This window comes from Pseudomonas sp. S30 (genome assembly GCF_016518545.1).
Lineage (GTDB): Bacteria > Pseudomonadota > Gammaproteobacteria > Pseudomonadales > Pseudomonadaceae > Aquipseudomonas.
In genome coordinates, this window is sequence record NZ_JACVTO010000004.1 from 174,471 (window position 1) to 189,603 (window position 15,133).

At 66.1% G+C, this 15,133-nt stretch carries 12 protein-coding genes and 1 riboswitch; of the genes, 5 read left to right on the forward strand and 7 right to left on the reverse strand.

Annotated elements, in window-relative coordinates:
• Positions 1-7: 7 nt before the first annotated feature.
• On the reverse strand, positions 8-193 hold the full coding sequence (locus tag IAE34_RS06650) for a CbtB domain-containing protein (RefSeq protein ID WP_200138077.1): 186 nt from the start codon (positions 191-193) through the stop codon (positions 8-10).
• Positions 194-290: 97 nt separating this feature from the next.
• Positions 291-505: riboswitch (cobalamin riboswitch) on the reverse strand.
• A 161-nt stretch (positions 506-666) separates the two neighbouring features.
• Between IAE34_RS06650 and IAE34_RS06655 the strand changes: the two genes are divergently transcribed.
• Positions 667-1,398, forward strand: coding sequence for a hypothetical protein (locus IAE34_RS06655; protein WP_200138174.1), 732 nt, complete (start codon positions 667-669; stop codon positions 1,396-1,398).
• Positions 1,399-1,401: 3 nt separating this feature from the next.
• On the opposite strand, the gene IAE34_RS06660 is transcribed toward IAE34_RS06655, so the two are convergent.
• Positions 1,402-2,253, reverse strand: coding sequence for an alpha/beta hydrolase (locus IAE34_RS06660; protein ID WP_233630981.1), 852 nt, complete (start codon positions 2,251-2,253; stop codon positions 1,402-1,404).
• 227 nt (positions 2,254-2,480) lie between these two features.
• Between IAE34_RS06660 and IAE34_RS06665 the strand changes: the two genes are divergently transcribed.
• Positions 2,481-3,569 (forward strand): metal-dependent hydrolase, encoded by a 1,089-nt coding sequence (locus IAE34_RS06665; protein ID WP_200138079.1) that lies wholly within the window; start codon positions 2,481-2,483, stop codon positions 3,567-3,569.
• A gap of 23 nt (positions 3,570-3,592) precedes the next feature.
• Entirely contained in the window at positions 3,593-4,288 is a 696-nt protein-coding gene (locus IAE34_RS06670) for a TraX family protein (protein WP_325100976.1), read from the forward strand.
• A gap of 14 nt (positions 4,289-4,302) precedes the next feature.
• Here the strand turns inward: IAE34_RS06670 and IAE34_RS06675 are convergent, their stop codons facing one another.
• Complete coding sequence (locus IAE34_RS06675) at positions 4,303-4,476, reverse strand: hypothetical protein (protein WP_200138080.1); 174 nt, start codon at positions 4,474-4,476, stop codon at positions 4,303-4,305.
• Between the two features lie 253 nt (positions 4,477-4,729).
• On the reverse strand, positions 4,730-5,494 hold the full coding sequence (locus IAE34_RS06680) for a helix-turn-helix transcriptional regulator (protein ID WP_200138081.1): 765 nt from the start codon (positions 5,492-5,494) through the stop codon (positions 4,730-4,732).
• A 385-nt stretch (positions 5,495-5,879) separates the two neighbouring features.
• Between IAE34_RS06680 and IAE34_RS06685 the strand changes: the two genes are divergently transcribed.
• Together IAE34_RS06685 and IAE34_RS06690 are read left to right on the forward strand one after the other, a co-directional pair.
• A complete protein-coding gene (locus IAE34_RS06685) occupies positions 5,880-12,212 on the forward strand; it encodes a non-ribosomal peptide synthetase (protein ID WP_200138082.1) in 6,333 nt (2,110 codons plus the stop codon).
• A 101-nt stretch (positions 12,213-12,313) separates the two neighbouring features.
• Positions 12,314-12,940 (forward strand): LysE family translocator, encoded by a 627-nt coding sequence (locus IAE34_RS06690; RefSeq protein ID WP_200138083.1) that lies wholly within the window; start codon positions 12,314-12,316, stop codon positions 12,938-12,940.
• 17 nt (positions 12,941-12,957) lie between these two features.
• On the opposite strand, the gene IAE34_RS06695 is transcribed toward IAE34_RS06690, so the two are convergent.
• The 3 genes from IAE34_RS06695 to IAE34_RS06705 form a co-directional block, all read right to left on the reverse strand.
• Entirely contained in the window at positions 12,958-13,233 is a 276-nt protein-coding gene (locus IAE34_RS06695; protein ID WP_200138084.1) for a peptidylprolyl isomerase, read from the reverse strand.
• 77 nt (positions 13,234-13,310) lie between these two features.
• Positions 13,311-14,078 carry a 3-hydroxybutyrate dehydrogenase gene (gene hbdH / locus IAE34_RS06700; protein ID WP_200138085.1) on the reverse strand — a complete coding sequence of 256 codons (768 nt, stop codon included), beginning with the start codon at positions 14,076-14,078 and terminating at the stop codon, positions 13,311-13,313.
• Between the two features lie 33 nt (positions 14,079-14,111).
• Complete coding sequence (locus IAE34_RS06705) at positions 14,112-15,128, reverse strand: ABC transporter permease (protein ID WP_200138176.1); 1,017 nt, start codon at positions 15,126-15,128, stop codon at positions 14,112-14,114.
• Positions 15,129-15,133 lie beyond the last annotated feature (5 nt).

The window sequence follows — 15,133 nt, forward strand, 5'->3', positions numbered from 1 at the left end:
AGAGGCCTCAATGGCAAGGGAAGGCGGCGCTGTGGCGGGTGTCGTGGGCGGCGTTGTGCACCGCCTCCAGATGCGAGAAACCGGCGAAGTAGACCAGAGACAAGCCCAGCAGGCTGGCGCCGATGGCGACCACCAGGCGCTGGCTGAGGCTGACAGGAGTGACGACGCTGCGATCGGCGCTGGTGACGGACATGATGCATTCCTCTGCAAAGTTCACGGCGACAGCAAGCGCAGCGCCCCCGGGCCTTCATAGCCGGGAGTCGACGACAGCGCCCGCCCTCCGCGGGGGTGTGATGACGAAACGTCGGGCCGGTCTCCGGGCTTGCGAGGGAGGGCACAGCCTTCCGACAGGGCGTCACCTTCCCATGCCACAGGGCACAGTGGACCCGACGCACACTCGCTTACCGTTGCGGGGGCAGCACCGGACTGGTCTCGGCCTCGTGGCCTCGATGCACCGGTTTCCCGTTTCACCCCTGCATGGGGCACCCAACGTAAGGGCGTAAGCAGATCATGCTCCTGTACAGCCCGTCAATTCTTGTTACCAAATAGGCCGCGGACGCCCGCCGGTGCGCGAGGGCTTCGCACTTTTTTACATTCGTGTGCTCTATGCATGGCCAGGCTGCGCCGATCCCCGGCCCGGCCATCGACCCGGACCCGCAACTGCCGATGCCCGCTCCTGTTCTTCGCTATGGTGCCCGCCTGTTGCTGGCAGGCCTGATGATCGCGCTGTGCGCCTGCACTCGGCAGGATGGCCAGGCGGTCATCACTCAGCTAGGCGAGGGTCATCCCAGCGAATTGTTCCAGACCAGCGTCGACCGCATGGCGACGCTGTCGATGCGTGACAACCTGCAGAGTCTCTACCTGCTGATGAGCAAGCTGTACCTGCGCAACCCCAATCAATGGCGGCAATCGGGTTATCTGGATGCCGCCACTGCCGAACGGCAGATTCGCCAGGCCATCGAGCAGCGTCAGCCGCTGCCGCAACTGGGCCAGCGGCGGGACCTGGCGGCGCTGAGCTATGCGCTGAGCCCTGAGTTTCGCGGCGATCGCGTCGGCGCCTTCATCTATGCCATCGGCAGCATGCTGGTGACCGCCCATGGCGGGCGCACCGAGTTCTACATGACCGATGCCATCGATCCGCTGTTCGTCAACAATGCGGCGCGCAACATCGAGAAGGCCACCTGGATGCTGGGTCAGCGCCAGGATGCCAACGGCGTGCTCCTGCTGTTTTCCAACGAAATTTCCGAGGAAGGAAGCAATCTCAGCTTCGCCGTGGAGTTCGGCAAGATCGTGGCGCGTCTGGACTTGCTGGCGCAGATGCTGGACGAGCGCTACCGGCGCATTGGCTTGAACTACGCCCAGAGCCTGTTGCTGATGAACTTCCTGCCGGTGCAATGACGTTCAGCCTGCCTGCAACAGGGCCTGGATGGCCTGGCGATAGCGCGGGCCAGCCAGGTGCATGCTGTTGTTGTGGGTGGCGCCGGGCACCAGCAGCAGCTTCTTCGGCTCACGGGCGGCATCGAACAGGGTCTGGCTGAAGCGCGCCGGCACGAAGCGGTCATCCAGGCCGTGGACCAGCAGCACGGGCATGCCGACCTCGGCGATCTTGCCGAGCGAGTCGAACTTCTGCGACATCAACCAGCGCACCGGCAACGAGGTGTTGGCCACTGCGGCGGCCGCGTCGCCCAGCGACGTGAAGGTGGATTCCAGGATCAGGCCACGGGCGGCCATGGGCGTTTGGTCGGCGCGGGCCTGCCGGCTCAGTTCGCTCGCCAGTTCCACCGCGACCGCGCCGCCCAGGGAATGGCCGAAGATCAGGCGCTTGCTCGCCAAGGGTTGCAACTGGGCAAAACGTGTCCAGGCGATGCGTGCGTCTTCATAGACCGTCGACTCCGACGGCAAGCCGCCGCGGCTCTGGCCGAAGCCGCGGTAGTCCACCGCCAGGACCGAGTAGCCCATGGCGTGCAGTTGCTGGATTCGGAACAACTGGCCCGTGAGGTTCCAGCGCACGCCGTGCAGGTAGAGCACCGCCGGTGCATCGGCGCGTTCGGCCGGCCACCACCAGGCGTGCAGGCTCTGATCCTGCGCGAAGGAGCGCGGGCGCAGCTCCAGCTCCTGTACCCCCGCGGGCAAACCATGAAACCAGCTGGCCGGTCCGGGCTCGATGCGAAACACCAGCTCACGCTCTTTATGCTGGAGTACGGCGCAGCTGGCTGGCAGGCCGACGACCAGCAGGATCATCGCCAGTCGCATGAGCCAACGGCGTCTTGAGGGTTTGTGCATCACGTTCACAGTTACAGTCACAAGGCAGGATGTCGATGTGTTTTACCAGAAGCCGAAGCTTGGTCGCTGGAGATTGTTACCGAGCGGTGCGGTCACGGCGTTGCAAAGTGTTTCTTCGCCGGTTTCGTGGTTGACGCTTGCCCGGGCAGACGCGCAGGGTTAGCGTTTGGCGCACCTTTGCAATGGAACAGGCTATCTTGGACTCGATTACTCAGGCCGTGCTTGGCGCGGCACTGCAAGGCACACTGCTCGGACGCCTGCAAGGGCGGCGCGCGCTGGCCTATGGCGCCGCGCTGGCCACGGTGCCGGATCTGGATGTGGTGATCCAGTATGCCGACCCTGTCTCGCAGATGACCTACCATCGTGGCTTCTCCCACTCCATTTTCGTGCTGACGGGCCTGGCGCTGCTGCTGGCCTGGGGCGTAGGCTGGCTGACCCGGCGAAGACGCCCCGAGGGCTACTCGTGGCCAAGGCTGTTCATTGCCTTCTGGCTGGTCCTGGTCACCCATCCACTGCTCGACGCCTTCACGGTCTACGGCACCCAGCTGTTCTGGCCGCTGACCTCGACACCCCTCAGCTGGGCCGCCGTGTTCATCATCGACCCGATCTACACCTTGCCGTTGCTGGCAACGGTGGGGTATGCAGCCTGGCGCGGCACCGGGACTGGCGCTCGTCGCGCCATGGCGGTGGCGTTGATCTTCGGCACCGCCTATCTGGCCTTCGGTCTCGGGGCGCGCATGACTGTCGAGCGACGCTTCGAGCAGGCCCTGCACGCGCAGGGCATCGCCTCGAGCCAGGTGCGAGCCGTTCCCGTGGCGTTCAATAGCCTGTTGTGGCGGGTGCTGGTGAAAACACCCGAGGGTGGCTATTACGAAGGGATCGCCAGCCTGTTCGATCGCCAGCCCGCACCTCTGCAATCCCTGCCGCGTCACCCGGAGCTGGCAGAAGCATTGCGCGACGCCCCCTTGCACCAGCGTCTGCGCTGGTTCACCGACGATTGGCTACGCTACGACGTCATCGACGGCGCGTTGATCGTGACCGACCTGCGCATGGGCCTGCCCGGCAGCTACAACTTCCGCTTCGCCATGGCGCATCGGGACGCGCTGGGTCAATGGCGCGTGGACACTCCGTCACGTTGGCGCGACATGGGCGCCCGGTCGATGTTCGATGGGGGGGACCTGGGACTTCTGTGGCGGCGCATCTTCGACCCTACCGTGCACCTGCCGCTGCAAGCCTGGGCCGCCCGAGCGCAAGCGTCGCCACCCGCCAGCCAGGCCATACCCTGAAAGGTCGATCGGCAGGTCTGGACCTGGTCAAGTGGCTGGCCATCCTGAGCATGGTGGCCGATCACTTGCGCTATCTCTGGCCCAGCGCGCAAGGGCTGTTCGTGATTGGGCGGCTGGCTTTTCCACTGTTCTGTCTGGTCATCGCCTGCCATGTGGCCAGGAGCCGGGCAGGGGAGCTGTATACCTCCAGCAACGCGCGTCACCTGACCTGGATGCTGGCGTTCAGCGTGCTCTCCGAATGGCCCTACCACTTGTTGGACGGCGACTCGGCCACATTCAGCGTGATGCCGACCCTCACCCTGGGTCTGCTCTGCGCCTGGGGTGTCCATCACCCGCAGTTACTGGCACGCGTGGCAGGGCTCAGTGCAGGGGTGGTGGCTGCAGGTGCTCATCAGCACCTGATGTACGGCCTGCCAGGCGTGCTGTTGCCCTCTGCCTGTCTGCTGAGCTGGCGTAGGCCAGGCTGTGGGCTCGTGCTCAGTGGATGCCTGGCTGTCGTGGCTAACCTGACCAACGGCTGGCTGGCCTCGCACCTGACGCAACCGATTACCTGGCTGGTGATGGCCAGCGCATTCCTGGCCATTCCCTTGGGCTGGCGCATGGTGGATGTGAGGGGCATCACGGTGCTACCCGTGGGTCGCTGGGCCTATGGGTTCTATCCGTTGCACCTGCTGGCGATCAAGTCATTGCTGATGATGAGCGCAGCAGGGCACGGATAACCGGTAGGCGTCTATTACGTGCGTGGTTCAGGGTCGGCGCGCGGTATCGTCGGCCGTTTCTCCTGCTCGTCATCCTGAAGATCCGGCGTGGCATCAGGGTCATCGACCTTGTCATTGCGCTGATCGGGTTCCAGCTCGGGCCATTCGGTCTGGGCATCGCCACCGCCGAACCAGTGCTTGCCATTCATGCTCTCACCTCGCTGTCGTGTGCCAGGAACCTGAAAAAAAGGCCTGCCTACAGGCAGGCCAACACAGGAGTGAGGGGCTGCCGAACGACAACCCTCAATGTGTATGAGCCAGGGGCTGGATACCCGATCCATGGGATGCACGAACGTCCGACCGGCGGTCCGCTTCGCCTAGACCCGGGCCTGCGCCCGGAATCACTCAGTGGCGATTCAGCCGGGCGCTGGCGAGGCTGTGCCTACACCGAGCCGATACCCCTCACGCGCCGGCCATCCAGCGAGTCAGGCCGTTACGCCCGCTGACACCGAGCTTCGCCGTGGCGCGCTTGAGATAGGTTTCCACCGAGCTGCTCTTGACGTTCAGGCGCTGGGCCATTTCCGGAACCGTACCGCCGGTGAGCAGCCCGATACAGACCTGCTGTTCGCGGCTGGACAGCTGCACCGCCTCCTGGGCCAGGCGCTCGTCGAAGCCCAGGCGCAGCGCATCGGCGTGGTCGGCGCCCTGTTCGGCGTCTGGCCCCAGGCGCTGGGCGTGATACTCCAGCAGCGGTAACAGGGTGTCGGCAAGGCTCTTGAGCAGCGACAGTTCGCCCAGCGCGAAAGCGCACTGGCTGGGCAAGCGATGAAAGCCGATCACCCAGCGACGGTCGCCGTTGCACGACACCAGTTTGCACTGGTGCAGGTGGTGGCGCAGGTCGCCGCCTTGCTGAGGCGGTCTGTGCTGGATCAGCAAGGGGTCCTTCATCTGCAGGATGTCGCGCAGCAGCGGGTGGGTGCCGGGCTCGCCACTGGCGCATGGCCGCTCCACGCCAGCGCTGCCCAGCTGCCTGACTCGCTCCACCCTGGCCTGGCGACCGTCGACCGTCCATTCGCTGAGGTCCAGACGCTGAACTGGCACCAGATCATCGACGAAGCGCAACATTCGAGCGGCGAAGTCGGAGCCGCTGGCACTGGCGATCAGCGCGCCCAACTGGCGGTACATCCGCGCATCGTGGGGTTCGAGCAGGTTGCGTTCGAGCTTCATGAACAATCATCCTTGATTCAGTTACGGCACCGTGGCCCCAGGCAGGGCGGAGCCATTCAAACCGGCAGCTGCGACACCGTCTGTAATGGAAACCGGGGACAAAAATGACACTGTTTCGTCGCTCTGGGCGGGGCGCACTCAAGGCGGTAAAACGTATTGAGGGAAGATGGTCAGCGATTTGGCGTCAAAATGCCGATGATGCCGCCATGTTTCACGGTACTGCTCGCTGGGGTAGGTGATTGATCCGGTAGCGCTGTAGCCGATCTCTTACAGAAGGTTCCGCTAATGACGCTCAATCGACCGCTGTCCGGGTTTCGGGGGCCATACGTCCATGCCCGTGAGTGCTTGAATCCGCCGAATTCAACGCAGAAGGACCTGTTCACCCATGCCTGCCGCCGACACCTACCCGCTGACCAGCGCCCAACGCGATATCTGGTTGGACCAGCTGAGCCGTGGCGATTCGCCGCTCTACACCATAGGCGGGTACGTCGACCTGAACGGAGCGCTGCTGCATGGCGATCTCGAGCGCGCCCTCCAGGCCCTGCTGGAGGCCCATCCGGTGTTGCGCACCGAGCTGCTGCCTGGTGCCGACGTCGATGGGTTGCCCCTGCAACGCTTCGCTGCGGCAGGCGTTGTCTCGCTGCCGCTGCTGGATGTGTCCGGCGAAGCGGATCCGCACGCTGCGGCGCAGAGCTGGGTCGAGTCCTATCTGCAGCATACCTACCATTTCGACGGCAGCCCGCTGACCAGCTTCACCCTGGTCCGCTTGAGTCCCGATCATCACTGGCTGGCCCTGCATGCGCATCACCTGGTGCTGGATGGCTGGGGCTTCGGCCAGATGATCAAGGCGCTCGGCGACCACTACACCGCGCTGCTCGCAGGCGCTGCGCCCCCGCTAAACGGGCCGGACTACGGCGCATTCATCCACGAGGACCGGCAGTACCGACATTCGGCGCGCCAGGCCCGCGACCGGGAATACTGGCTGTCGCGCTTCGCCTCTGTGCCGGAGCCACTGCTGGCTGCCCGTCATCACCATCGGCGCGCTACCGATCAAGCGCCATCATGCACTTGGGTCCAGGCATTTCCCGAGGTGTTGCACGAGCGGATGAAGGCCCTGGCTCACCGTCATCAGGCCTCGGCATTTCATGTGCTGTTGGCGGCGCTGCATGTGCTCTTCACCCGCAGCGCGCAACGTGAGGACTGGGTGGTGGGATTGCCGCTGCTCAACCGTGGCGGCGGACGCTTCAAGACCACGCTCGGCACCTTCGTGCAGGTCAGCGCGGTGCCTCTGGCATTCCCTTCGGCGCAGTCGTTCAGCGAGTTGATCGGTTGCATACGCGATACCCTGCGCCGGGATTTTCGCCACCAACGCTTTGCAGCCAGTGAGCTGAATCGGTCGTTGGGACTGCTGGGCGAGGAGCGCCGACAGCTGTTCGAGGTCTCGGTGTCCTACGAGCAGGACGACCACGATTATCAGTATGGCGCTGCCCGTGCGCATACGATCAAGGTCTCCAACCGTCACGAGTCCACGCCGCTGGCCATTCATCTGCGCAGCAATCGCCACACCGACAAGGCCTGGCTGCATCTGGTGCACCACCGTGCGTGGTTGTCTGGCGAGGAGGCCGAGGCGCTCGCGCAGCGGCTGGTCCACGTGCTGGACCAGGGGCTGTCGGCGCCGGACCTGCCTGTGGCGCAATTCGACCTGCTCACGGCGCACGAGCACCAGCGGCTGCGGCGGTGGAATGCCACGTCGTGCCGCGCTGGCGAGCCGCTGGTGCATCGACGTATCGAGGCGCAGGCGCTTCTGCGCCCTGCGGCGATAGCGGCGCGACAAGGTGCCGACAGCCTGACCTACGCTCAACTGAACCAGCGCGCCAATAGCCTGGCCTGGCACCTGATCGAGCGGGGTGTGCGGCCCGAGCAGCGGGTGGCCGTGCTGGCCCAGCGTGGGCTGGACACGCTGGTGGGATTGCTGGCCGTGCTCAAGGCCGGGGCCGCCTACGTGCCGATCGATCCCGCTCACCCGCCGCAACGCCTGGCCTATCTGCTCGAAGACAGCGCGCCGGTCGCGCTGTTGACCCAGCGTCGGCTGCTCGAACGCCTGGCGCATCAGACCGTGCCAGTGATCGAGTTGGATGGCTGCGGGCTGGCCGAGGATCGTCAAGATAACCCGCAGATCGCAGGCCTGGACGCGGCGAGCCTGGTGTATGTGATCTACACCTCGGGCTCGACCGGCCAGCCCAAGGGCGTGATGATCGAGCACCGCATGCTGGCCAATCTGGTCGACTGGCATTGCCAGACCTTCGAACTCGGTGCAGGCGTTGCCACGTCCAGTCTGGCCGGGTTCGGTTTCGACGCCATGGCCTGGGAGATCTGGCCGTCATTGTGCGCCGGCGCCATGCTGCACCTGGCACCGGTCGGCGCGCAGGGCGAGGACCTCGACGCGTTGCTGCGCTGGTGGCGGGCCCAGCCGTTGCAGGTCAGCTTCCTGCCTACGCCGGTGGCTGAATACGCCTTGAGCCAGCAAGACCATCCCACCTTGCGCACCCTGCTGATTGGCGGCGATCGCCTGAAAAACCTCACCGGTGAGCGGCGATTCCAGGTGATCAACAACTATGGGCCTACCGAGGCGACGGTAGTCGCCAGTTCCGGACGAGTAATGCCCGGCGCGGTGCCGCACATCGGCGGACCGGTGGCGAACGCCCAGTTGCATGTGCTCGACGCGCAACGCCGTCTGCTGCCGATCGGTGTGCCCGGCGAGCTCTACATCGGTGGCCTAGGTGTCGCCCGTGGCTATCTGGGGCGGGCGCAACTGAGCGCCGAGCGGTTCGTCGAAGATCCGTTCTTGGGTGTGCCCGGCGCCCGTCTGTACCGCACGGGCGACCTGGTGCGCTGGCGGCCTGACGGAACCCTGGAGTACCTGGGGCGCAACGACGACCAGGTGAAGATCCGTGGCGTGCGCGTCGAACTGGGTGAAATAGAAGCCGCGCTGGCCAGCCATGAGCAGGTGCGCGAAGCGGTGGTGCTGCTGCGCGATGGGCAACTGCAGGCCTGGTTCATCGGCGCCGCGGTTACGCCCGGCGAGCTGCATGATCACCTGCGCCACAGGCTGCCAGCGGCCCTGATGCCGGTCGGCTATGAGCGTGTCGAGCGATGGCCGTTGACCGCCAACGGCAAGCTCGACCGTCGCGCCTTGCCTGCCTTGCACGCTGAGGCCTTGGTGCGCGGCGCCCACGAGCCCCCGCGCGGGGAGGTGGAGGTGCGTCTTGCGGCGCTGTGGAGCGAGCTGCTGGGCGTCGAGAATATCGGCAGGCATGATCACTTCTTCGAACTCGGCGGTCACTCGCTGCTGGCGGTGCAACTGGTGGAGCGCATGCGCCAGCAAGGCCTGCGCGCCGACGTGCAGGTACTGTTCGGCCAGCCGACCCTGGCCACCCTGGCCGCCGCCAGCCAGGGGCCTTTGGCGGCGGTGCCGGAGAACCGGATTGCCGACGGCTGCCAGCACATCACCCCCTCGCTGCTGAGCCTGACCGACCTGGAGCAGGCGCAGATCGACCGCATCGTCGGCCAGGTGCCGGGGGGCGCGGCCAACGTCCAGGAAATCTACCCCCTGGCACCGCTGCAACAGGGTCTGCTCTATCACCACCTGCGTGATGGCGAAGACCCTTATCAGCAGCAGGCGCTGTTCGCCTTCGTCGACCGCGCGGCGTTCGAGGCCTTCGCCGTGGCCTTGCAGCGGGTGATCGAGCGTCATGACATCCTGCGTACCAGCCTGGCCTGGGAGGGGCTTGAGCGACCGCAGCAGGTGGTGCGGCGCGTAGCTCGCTTGCCGGTCGAAATTCTCGACGGTACCGCCGTGGACACAGCCGCCCGGTTGACCGCCGCATCGGCTCGGCTGGACCTGCGCCAGGCTCCGCTGATGGCTTTGGTGGCCGCACAGGACACAGGCCAAGGCCGCTGGATGGGGCTGCTGCGCTTCCATCACCTGGTGAACGACGCCGTCTCGGTGCACTGCCTGCTGGGCGAACTGCGGGCGTTGATGAGCGATGCGGCGCCCGCCTTGCCGCCGCCCGTACCCTATCGTCGGTACGTGGCATTGAGTACCAGTGAAGGCCGGCAGGCGCAGCACGAGGCCTTCCTGCGTGAATGGCTGGCAGGGGTCGAGGCGCCGCCGTCCTTGCCTGGCATGGCCTCGTTCGAGTGTGAAGGGCAGGTGCTGGAGCGTCTCGACCAGCCGGTCTCGGCCGACCTGAACGACGCCCTGCGCCGACTTGCCCGGCGCTACGACGTGGGCCTGCCGAGCCTGGTCCATCTGGCCTGGGCCCAGGTGCTCGGCGCCCTGGGGGGGCAAGACGACGTGGTGATCGGCACCGTGCTGCTGGGGCGGATGATGGCGGGCGAAGGCGCCGACCGCGCGCTGGGAATGTTCGTCAACAGCCTGCCCCTGCGTTTGCGAGTGAGCGGTCGCCCCGTGGTGCAGGCGCTGAAGGACACCCAAGCGGGCCTCGCCGCGTTGCTCGAGCACGAAGATGCACCCTTGCTACTGGCCCAACGTTGCAGTGGATTGCCTGTCGGGGTGCCGTTGTTCAACAGTCTGATCAACTTCCGCCATGACCTTAGCGACGCGCAGTCGACGCTGCCGGGTACTCGCCTGCTTGAAGCGAGCGAAGTGCAGAGCCACGCCCTGGTGCTGTCGGTCGATGACCGGGGCGATGCCTTGCAGCTCAGCGTTCGCGCGCCCGAGACGCTGGGGGCTGCGCGAATGCTGGGGTTCATGCAGCGCGCCTTGCATGCCTTGGTCGACGCCCTGGAGGCGGGCGGCTCGCAGCCGATCGAGCGCCTGTGCTGCGTGCCGCAGGAGGAGCTGCAGCACCTGCTGGTGAGCTGCAACGACACGGCCGAGCAGCATCCGCTACTCGGCCAGACATTGCCCGCGCTGTTCGAGGCCCAGGTGCGACGCACGCCTGCCGCCATCGCGCTGCAGGCCGAGGAGGGCATCCTCAGCTACCGCGAGCTCGATGAGCGAGCCAATCGGCTGGCCCATCACCTGATAGCGCTGGGCGTGCGACCCGATACCCGGGTAGGCGTATGCCTGGAGCGTGGGCTGTCGCTGCTGGTGGGGCTGTTGGGCTGTCTCAAGGCCGGCGCGGCTTACGTGCCGCTGGATCCCGAGTACCCGGATGAGCGCTTGCGCTACCTGGTGCAGGACTGCCAGCCCGTGGCGCTGGTGGTCCAGGACGTTACCCGAGGGCTGTTCGACGCGCAGCCAGTCGCGCAGGTCAACCTCGACCAGCCCGCCTGGCAGCAATGCTCCAGCCGTGCTCCGCAGGTTGACCTGACGCCGTCGAACCTGGCCTACGTGATGTACACCTCGGGCTCGACCGGCACGCCCAAGGGGGTCATGGTCGAGCACCGGGGGTTGGGCAACCTGATGCACTGGAGTTCCACGCTGTGTCCGCCCCAGCCCGGTGATGCCCTGCTGCAACGGGCGCCGTTCAGCTTCGACGGCTCGGTCTGGGAGCTGTTCTGGCCACTGTGTGCCGGGCTGCGACTGGTACTGCCGCGGCCCGATGGGCACCGCGATCCGGAGTACCTGGTCCGGTTGATCCAGGCTCGGGGTGTGACCACGGTCAAGTTCGTTCCAGCGCTGCTGCACGCCTTCCTCGAGCAACCGGATGTCGAGGGCTGCGACAGTCTGCGGGACATCCTCTGCGGCGGCGGCGAGCTGACCCTGGCGCTCGTTGCCCGGCTGCGCGAACGCCTGCCGCGGGTACGGCTGCACAACGTCTACGGCCCCACCGAGGCGACGGTGGACAGCACGGTCTGGACCCTGGAACCCGATCAAACGCTGCCTGCCACGCCGCCACCGATTGGCCGAGCCATTGCCAATACACGGTTGTATGTGCTCGATCCCCATGGTCGGCCCGTGCCCAGAGGCGTGACGGGCGAGCTGGTGATAGGCGGGATCGGCGTAGCCAGGGGCTATTTCGGGCTGCCTGAGCTCCAGGCCGAGCGCTTCGTGGACAGCCCCTTCGTCGAGTCGGATCGGCTGTACCGCACCGGTGATCTGGTGCGATGGCGTGACGACGGCGAACTGGAGTTCATTGGCCGCAACGATTTTCAGGTCAAGTTGCGCGGCCTGCGGGTGGAACTGGGTGAGATCGAAGTACTGCTGGCCGACCATCCGGCACTCGGCCAGAGCGTGGTGGGGGTTCACGACGAGCGCCTGGTGGCGTATTTCACTTGCCGGCACGCAGGACCCGCGCCGAGTGCCCAGGCGCTGCGCAACCATCTGCTGGCACGGCTGCCTGCGTACATGGTGCCGTCGGCATTCGTCGCCCTGGCCGAGATGCCGCTGAGCCCCAATGGCAAGATCGATCGCAAGGCCTTGCCCGAACCGGACCCGCAGGCCTTGATCGGTCGCAGCTACGAAGCGCCTCGCGGCGAACTGGAGCAGACCCTGGCGCAGATCTGGAGCGAGGTGCTCAAGGTCGAGCAAGTGGGGCGCGACGACAACTTCTTCGAGCTCGGCGGCCATTCGCTGCTGGCGGTGAACCTGGTGTCGCGCATGCGTCAGGCAGGTTTGCAGGCCGATGCCCGGATGCTGTTCCGCGAGCCGACCTTGTCCGGTCTGGCGGCCAGCACCGGTCAGGCGCAGGCCGCCGTGCAGATCGCGGCGACCACCATTCCAGGGCTTAAGGCGCGGCGCAGGCTCTGACGTTCGGGCCGGCAGACTGTGCCGGCCTCTTCGCAGCTGACTGTGCTTGACCGGGGCGGGGCTGGGGGCGAGGCTGTGCAGCGTCGCCACGGAGAACTCCCATGGACCTGTCGAGCCTGTTGCTGTTCATCCCCGCCTGCTTCGCCCTGAACATGGCCCCTGGACCGAACAATCTGCTGTCATTGCACAATGCCAGTCGCTACGGCTTGTTGACGGCGTGTCTGGCCGGTGGCGGCCGGCTGCTGGCCTTCGCCGTGATGATCGGACTGGCGGCGATGGGCCTGTCGGCGGTACTGCACACCAGCGAGTACGTGTTCGTGGGCATCAAGCTGGCCGGCGCGGGCTACCTGTTCTACATCGCCTGGCAGCTCTGGCACGCGCCCGTGGCGCAGGCAGCGGTGGTCGATGGTCAAAATGGCAGCCTGTGGCGGCTGGCGCGGCAGGAATTCTGGGTCGCGGCCGGTAATCCGAAGGCCATCCTGCTGTTCACCGCCTTCCTGCCGCAGTTCGTGTCCGTCAACAGTGCGGTGCCGTTCAGTGAGCAGTTCCTGCGGCTGGGGCTGTGGTTCCTGGTGCTGGAGTGGCTGGCCATCGCGCTGTATGCCGGGCTTGGGGTGTACCTGCAACGCTGGTTCACCCGTCCGCGGGCGCGGCGACTGTTCAATCGGCTCAGCGGCGCATTGCTGGGCTGTGCCGGGCTTGGCTTGCTGGTCGCAAGGCCGCGTTAGCACCGGGGGCGATGCCTCTAGTCGCGGTAGAACACCTGCACCAGGTGATAGCCGAACTTGCTCTTGATCGGGCCGTGCACCACCCGTAACGGCTTCTTGAAGATCACCTGGTCGATGGCACCCACCATCTGGCCAGGGCGCACCTCGCCCAGGTCGCCGCCCCGTTTGCCCGAGGGGCAGGTGGAGAACTTCTTCGCCAAAACGTCGAAGGCCTCGCCTTTGGCCAGACGCTGCTTCAGCTCCTCGGCCTGCTCGGCGGTCTTGACCAGGATATGGCGGGCTTGGGCTTTCATCTGACACCTGTGCTTGCAGCGGAAAAGGGCGCCATTATGCCTCAACGGCGCATGGCGCAAGGAAAAACCAGCCGCTGTCACTGCGCCAGCCAACCGCCATCCATGTTCCAGGCCGCACCGCGCACCTGGCTGCCAGCCTCACTGCACAGGAACAGCACCAACTCACCCAGGTGCTGCGGCGCGACGAAGCTCAGCGAGGGTTGCTTCTCGGCCAGGAGCGCGTGCTCGGCCTGGCGTAGATCGCCGCCCTGCGCGCGTGCTTGAATCTGCTGCTGGACCAGTGGCGTCAGCACGAAGCCCGGACACACGGCGTTGCAGGTGATCGCGGTGGTCGCCGTCTCCAGCGCCACCACCTTGGTCAGGCCGATGACGCCATGCTTGGCGGCGACATAGGCGCTCTTGCCGGTCGAGCCGACCAGCCCGTGTACCGAAGCGACATTGACGATCCGACCCCAGCCACGCGCCTGCATGCCCGGCAGTGCCAGGCGTGTGCAGTGGAACACCGCCGACAGGTTCAGGGCGATGATCTGGTCCCAGCGCTCGACCGGGAAGCTGTCCACGGGTGCCACGTGCTGGATGCCAGCGTTATTGACGAGAATGTCGACGCCGCCGAAGCGCTCGGTGGCCCACTGGAACAGCGCTTCGATCTGCGCCACGTCGCAGAGGTCGGCCGCATGATGATCCACCTTCACCCCGTGCGCGGCGATCTGCGCGATGGCCGCCTGGGGGGCGCCGAAGCCGTTGAGCAGGATATTGGCACCGGCACCTGCCAGTACCTGGGCGATGCCCAGGCCGATACCGCTGGTGGAGCCTGTGACCAGGGCGGTCTTGCCTGCGAGCGTCATGTGCGAACTCCTTGTACGAACGATGATGAGCATTCAGCGCCGCGGGTCGAAGGCCTCACGCAGCGCATCGCCGATGAATACCAGCAACGACAGGATAGTGGCCAGCGCGAAGAATGCCGTGAAACCCAGCCACGGTGCCTTCAGGTGCTGCTTGCCCTGGGTGACCAGCTCGCCCAGCGAGGCGCTGCCCACCGGTAGACCGAAGCCGAGGAAATCGAGGGCGGTCAAGGTGCTGATGGCGCCGGTGAGCATGAATGGAATGTAGGTCAGGGTCGCACTCAGGGCGTTGGGCAGGATATGCCGCAGCATCACCTGAGTATCGCTCAGGCCCAGCGCCCGCGCCGCTCTCACGTACTCCAGGTTGCGTCCCCGGAGAAACTCCGCCCGCACCACGTCCACCAGGGTCAGCCAGGAAAACAGCGCCATGATGCCCAGCAGCCAGCCGAAACTCGGCTCCACGAAGCCGGACAGGATGATCAGCAGGTACAGCACCGGCAGCCCCGACCAGACCTCCAGCAAGCGCTGGCCGATCAGGTCGACCCAGCCGCCGTGGTAGCCCTGCACGGCGCCGGCGGCGACACCGATCAGCACGCTGATCAGGGTCAGCGCGAAGGCGAACAGCAGCGAGACGCGCGTGCCGTACAGCACCCGGGCCAGTACGTCCCGGCCCTGGTCATCGGTGCCCAGCCAGTTCTCGGTGCTCGGTGGGCTAGGGGTGGGCACCTGCAGGTCGTAGTTCGGGGTGTCGGCGCTGAAGGGAATCGGGGCGAACAGCATCCACCCGCCCTGGTCCTCGATCAGTTGGCGCACGTAGGCGCTGCGGTAATCGGGTTGGAACGGCAATTCGCCGCCGAACTGCCGTTCGCTGTAGCGAATGAGCGCCGGGCTGTAGAGTTCACCTTGATAGCCCAGCAGCAAGGGTTTGTCGTTGGCCACCAGTTCGGCGCACAGGCTGGTGAGCAGGACCGCGCCGAACAGCCACAGCGACCACCAGCCCAGGCGGTGGCTGCGCATCCGGTGCAGGCGACGGCGGGCCAGGGGCGAGCGCAGGGCGC

What these genes read in the sequence shown, in the direction of transcription:
- IAE34_RS06690 (WP_200138083.1), top strand. Translation starts at nt 12,314, where the DNA reads ATGGACCTGTCGAGCCTGTTGCTGTTCATCCCCGCCTGCTTCGCCCTG.
- IAE34_RS06685 (WP_200138082.1), top strand. Translation starts at nt 5,880, where the DNA reads ATGCCTGCCGCCGACACCTACCCGCTGACCAGCGCCCAACGCGATATC.
- IAE34_RS06660 (WP_233630981.1), bottom strand. Translation starts at nt 2,253, where the DNA reads ATGCGACTGGCGATGATCCTGCTGGTCGTCGGCCTGCCAGCCAGCTGC.
- hbdH (WP_200138085.1), bottom strand. Translation starts at nt 14,078, where the DNA reads ATGACGCTCGCAGGCAAGACCGCCCTGGTCACAGGCTCCACCAGCGGT.
- IAE34_RS06650 (WP_200138077.1), bottom strand. Translation starts at nt 193, where the DNA reads ATGTCCGTCACCAGCGCCGATCGCAGCGTCGTCACTCCTGTCAGCCTC.
- IAE34_RS06695 (WP_200138084.1), bottom strand. Translation starts at nt 13,233, where the DNA reads ATGAAAGCCCAAGCCCGCCATATCCTGGTCAAGACCGCCGAGCAGGCC.
- IAE34_RS06675 (WP_200138080.1), bottom strand. Translation starts at nt 4,476, where the DNA reads ATGAATGGCAAGCACTGGTTCGGCGGTGGCGATGCCCAGACCGAATGG.
- IAE34_RS06680 (WP_200138081.1), bottom strand. Translation starts at nt 5,494, where the DNA reads ATGAAGCTCGAACGCAACCTGCTCGAACCCCACGATGCGCGGATGTAC.
- IAE34_RS06655 (WP_200138174.1), top strand. Translation starts at nt 667, where the DNA reads ATGCCCGCTCCTGTTCTTCGCTATGGTGCCCGCCTGTTGCTGGCAGGC.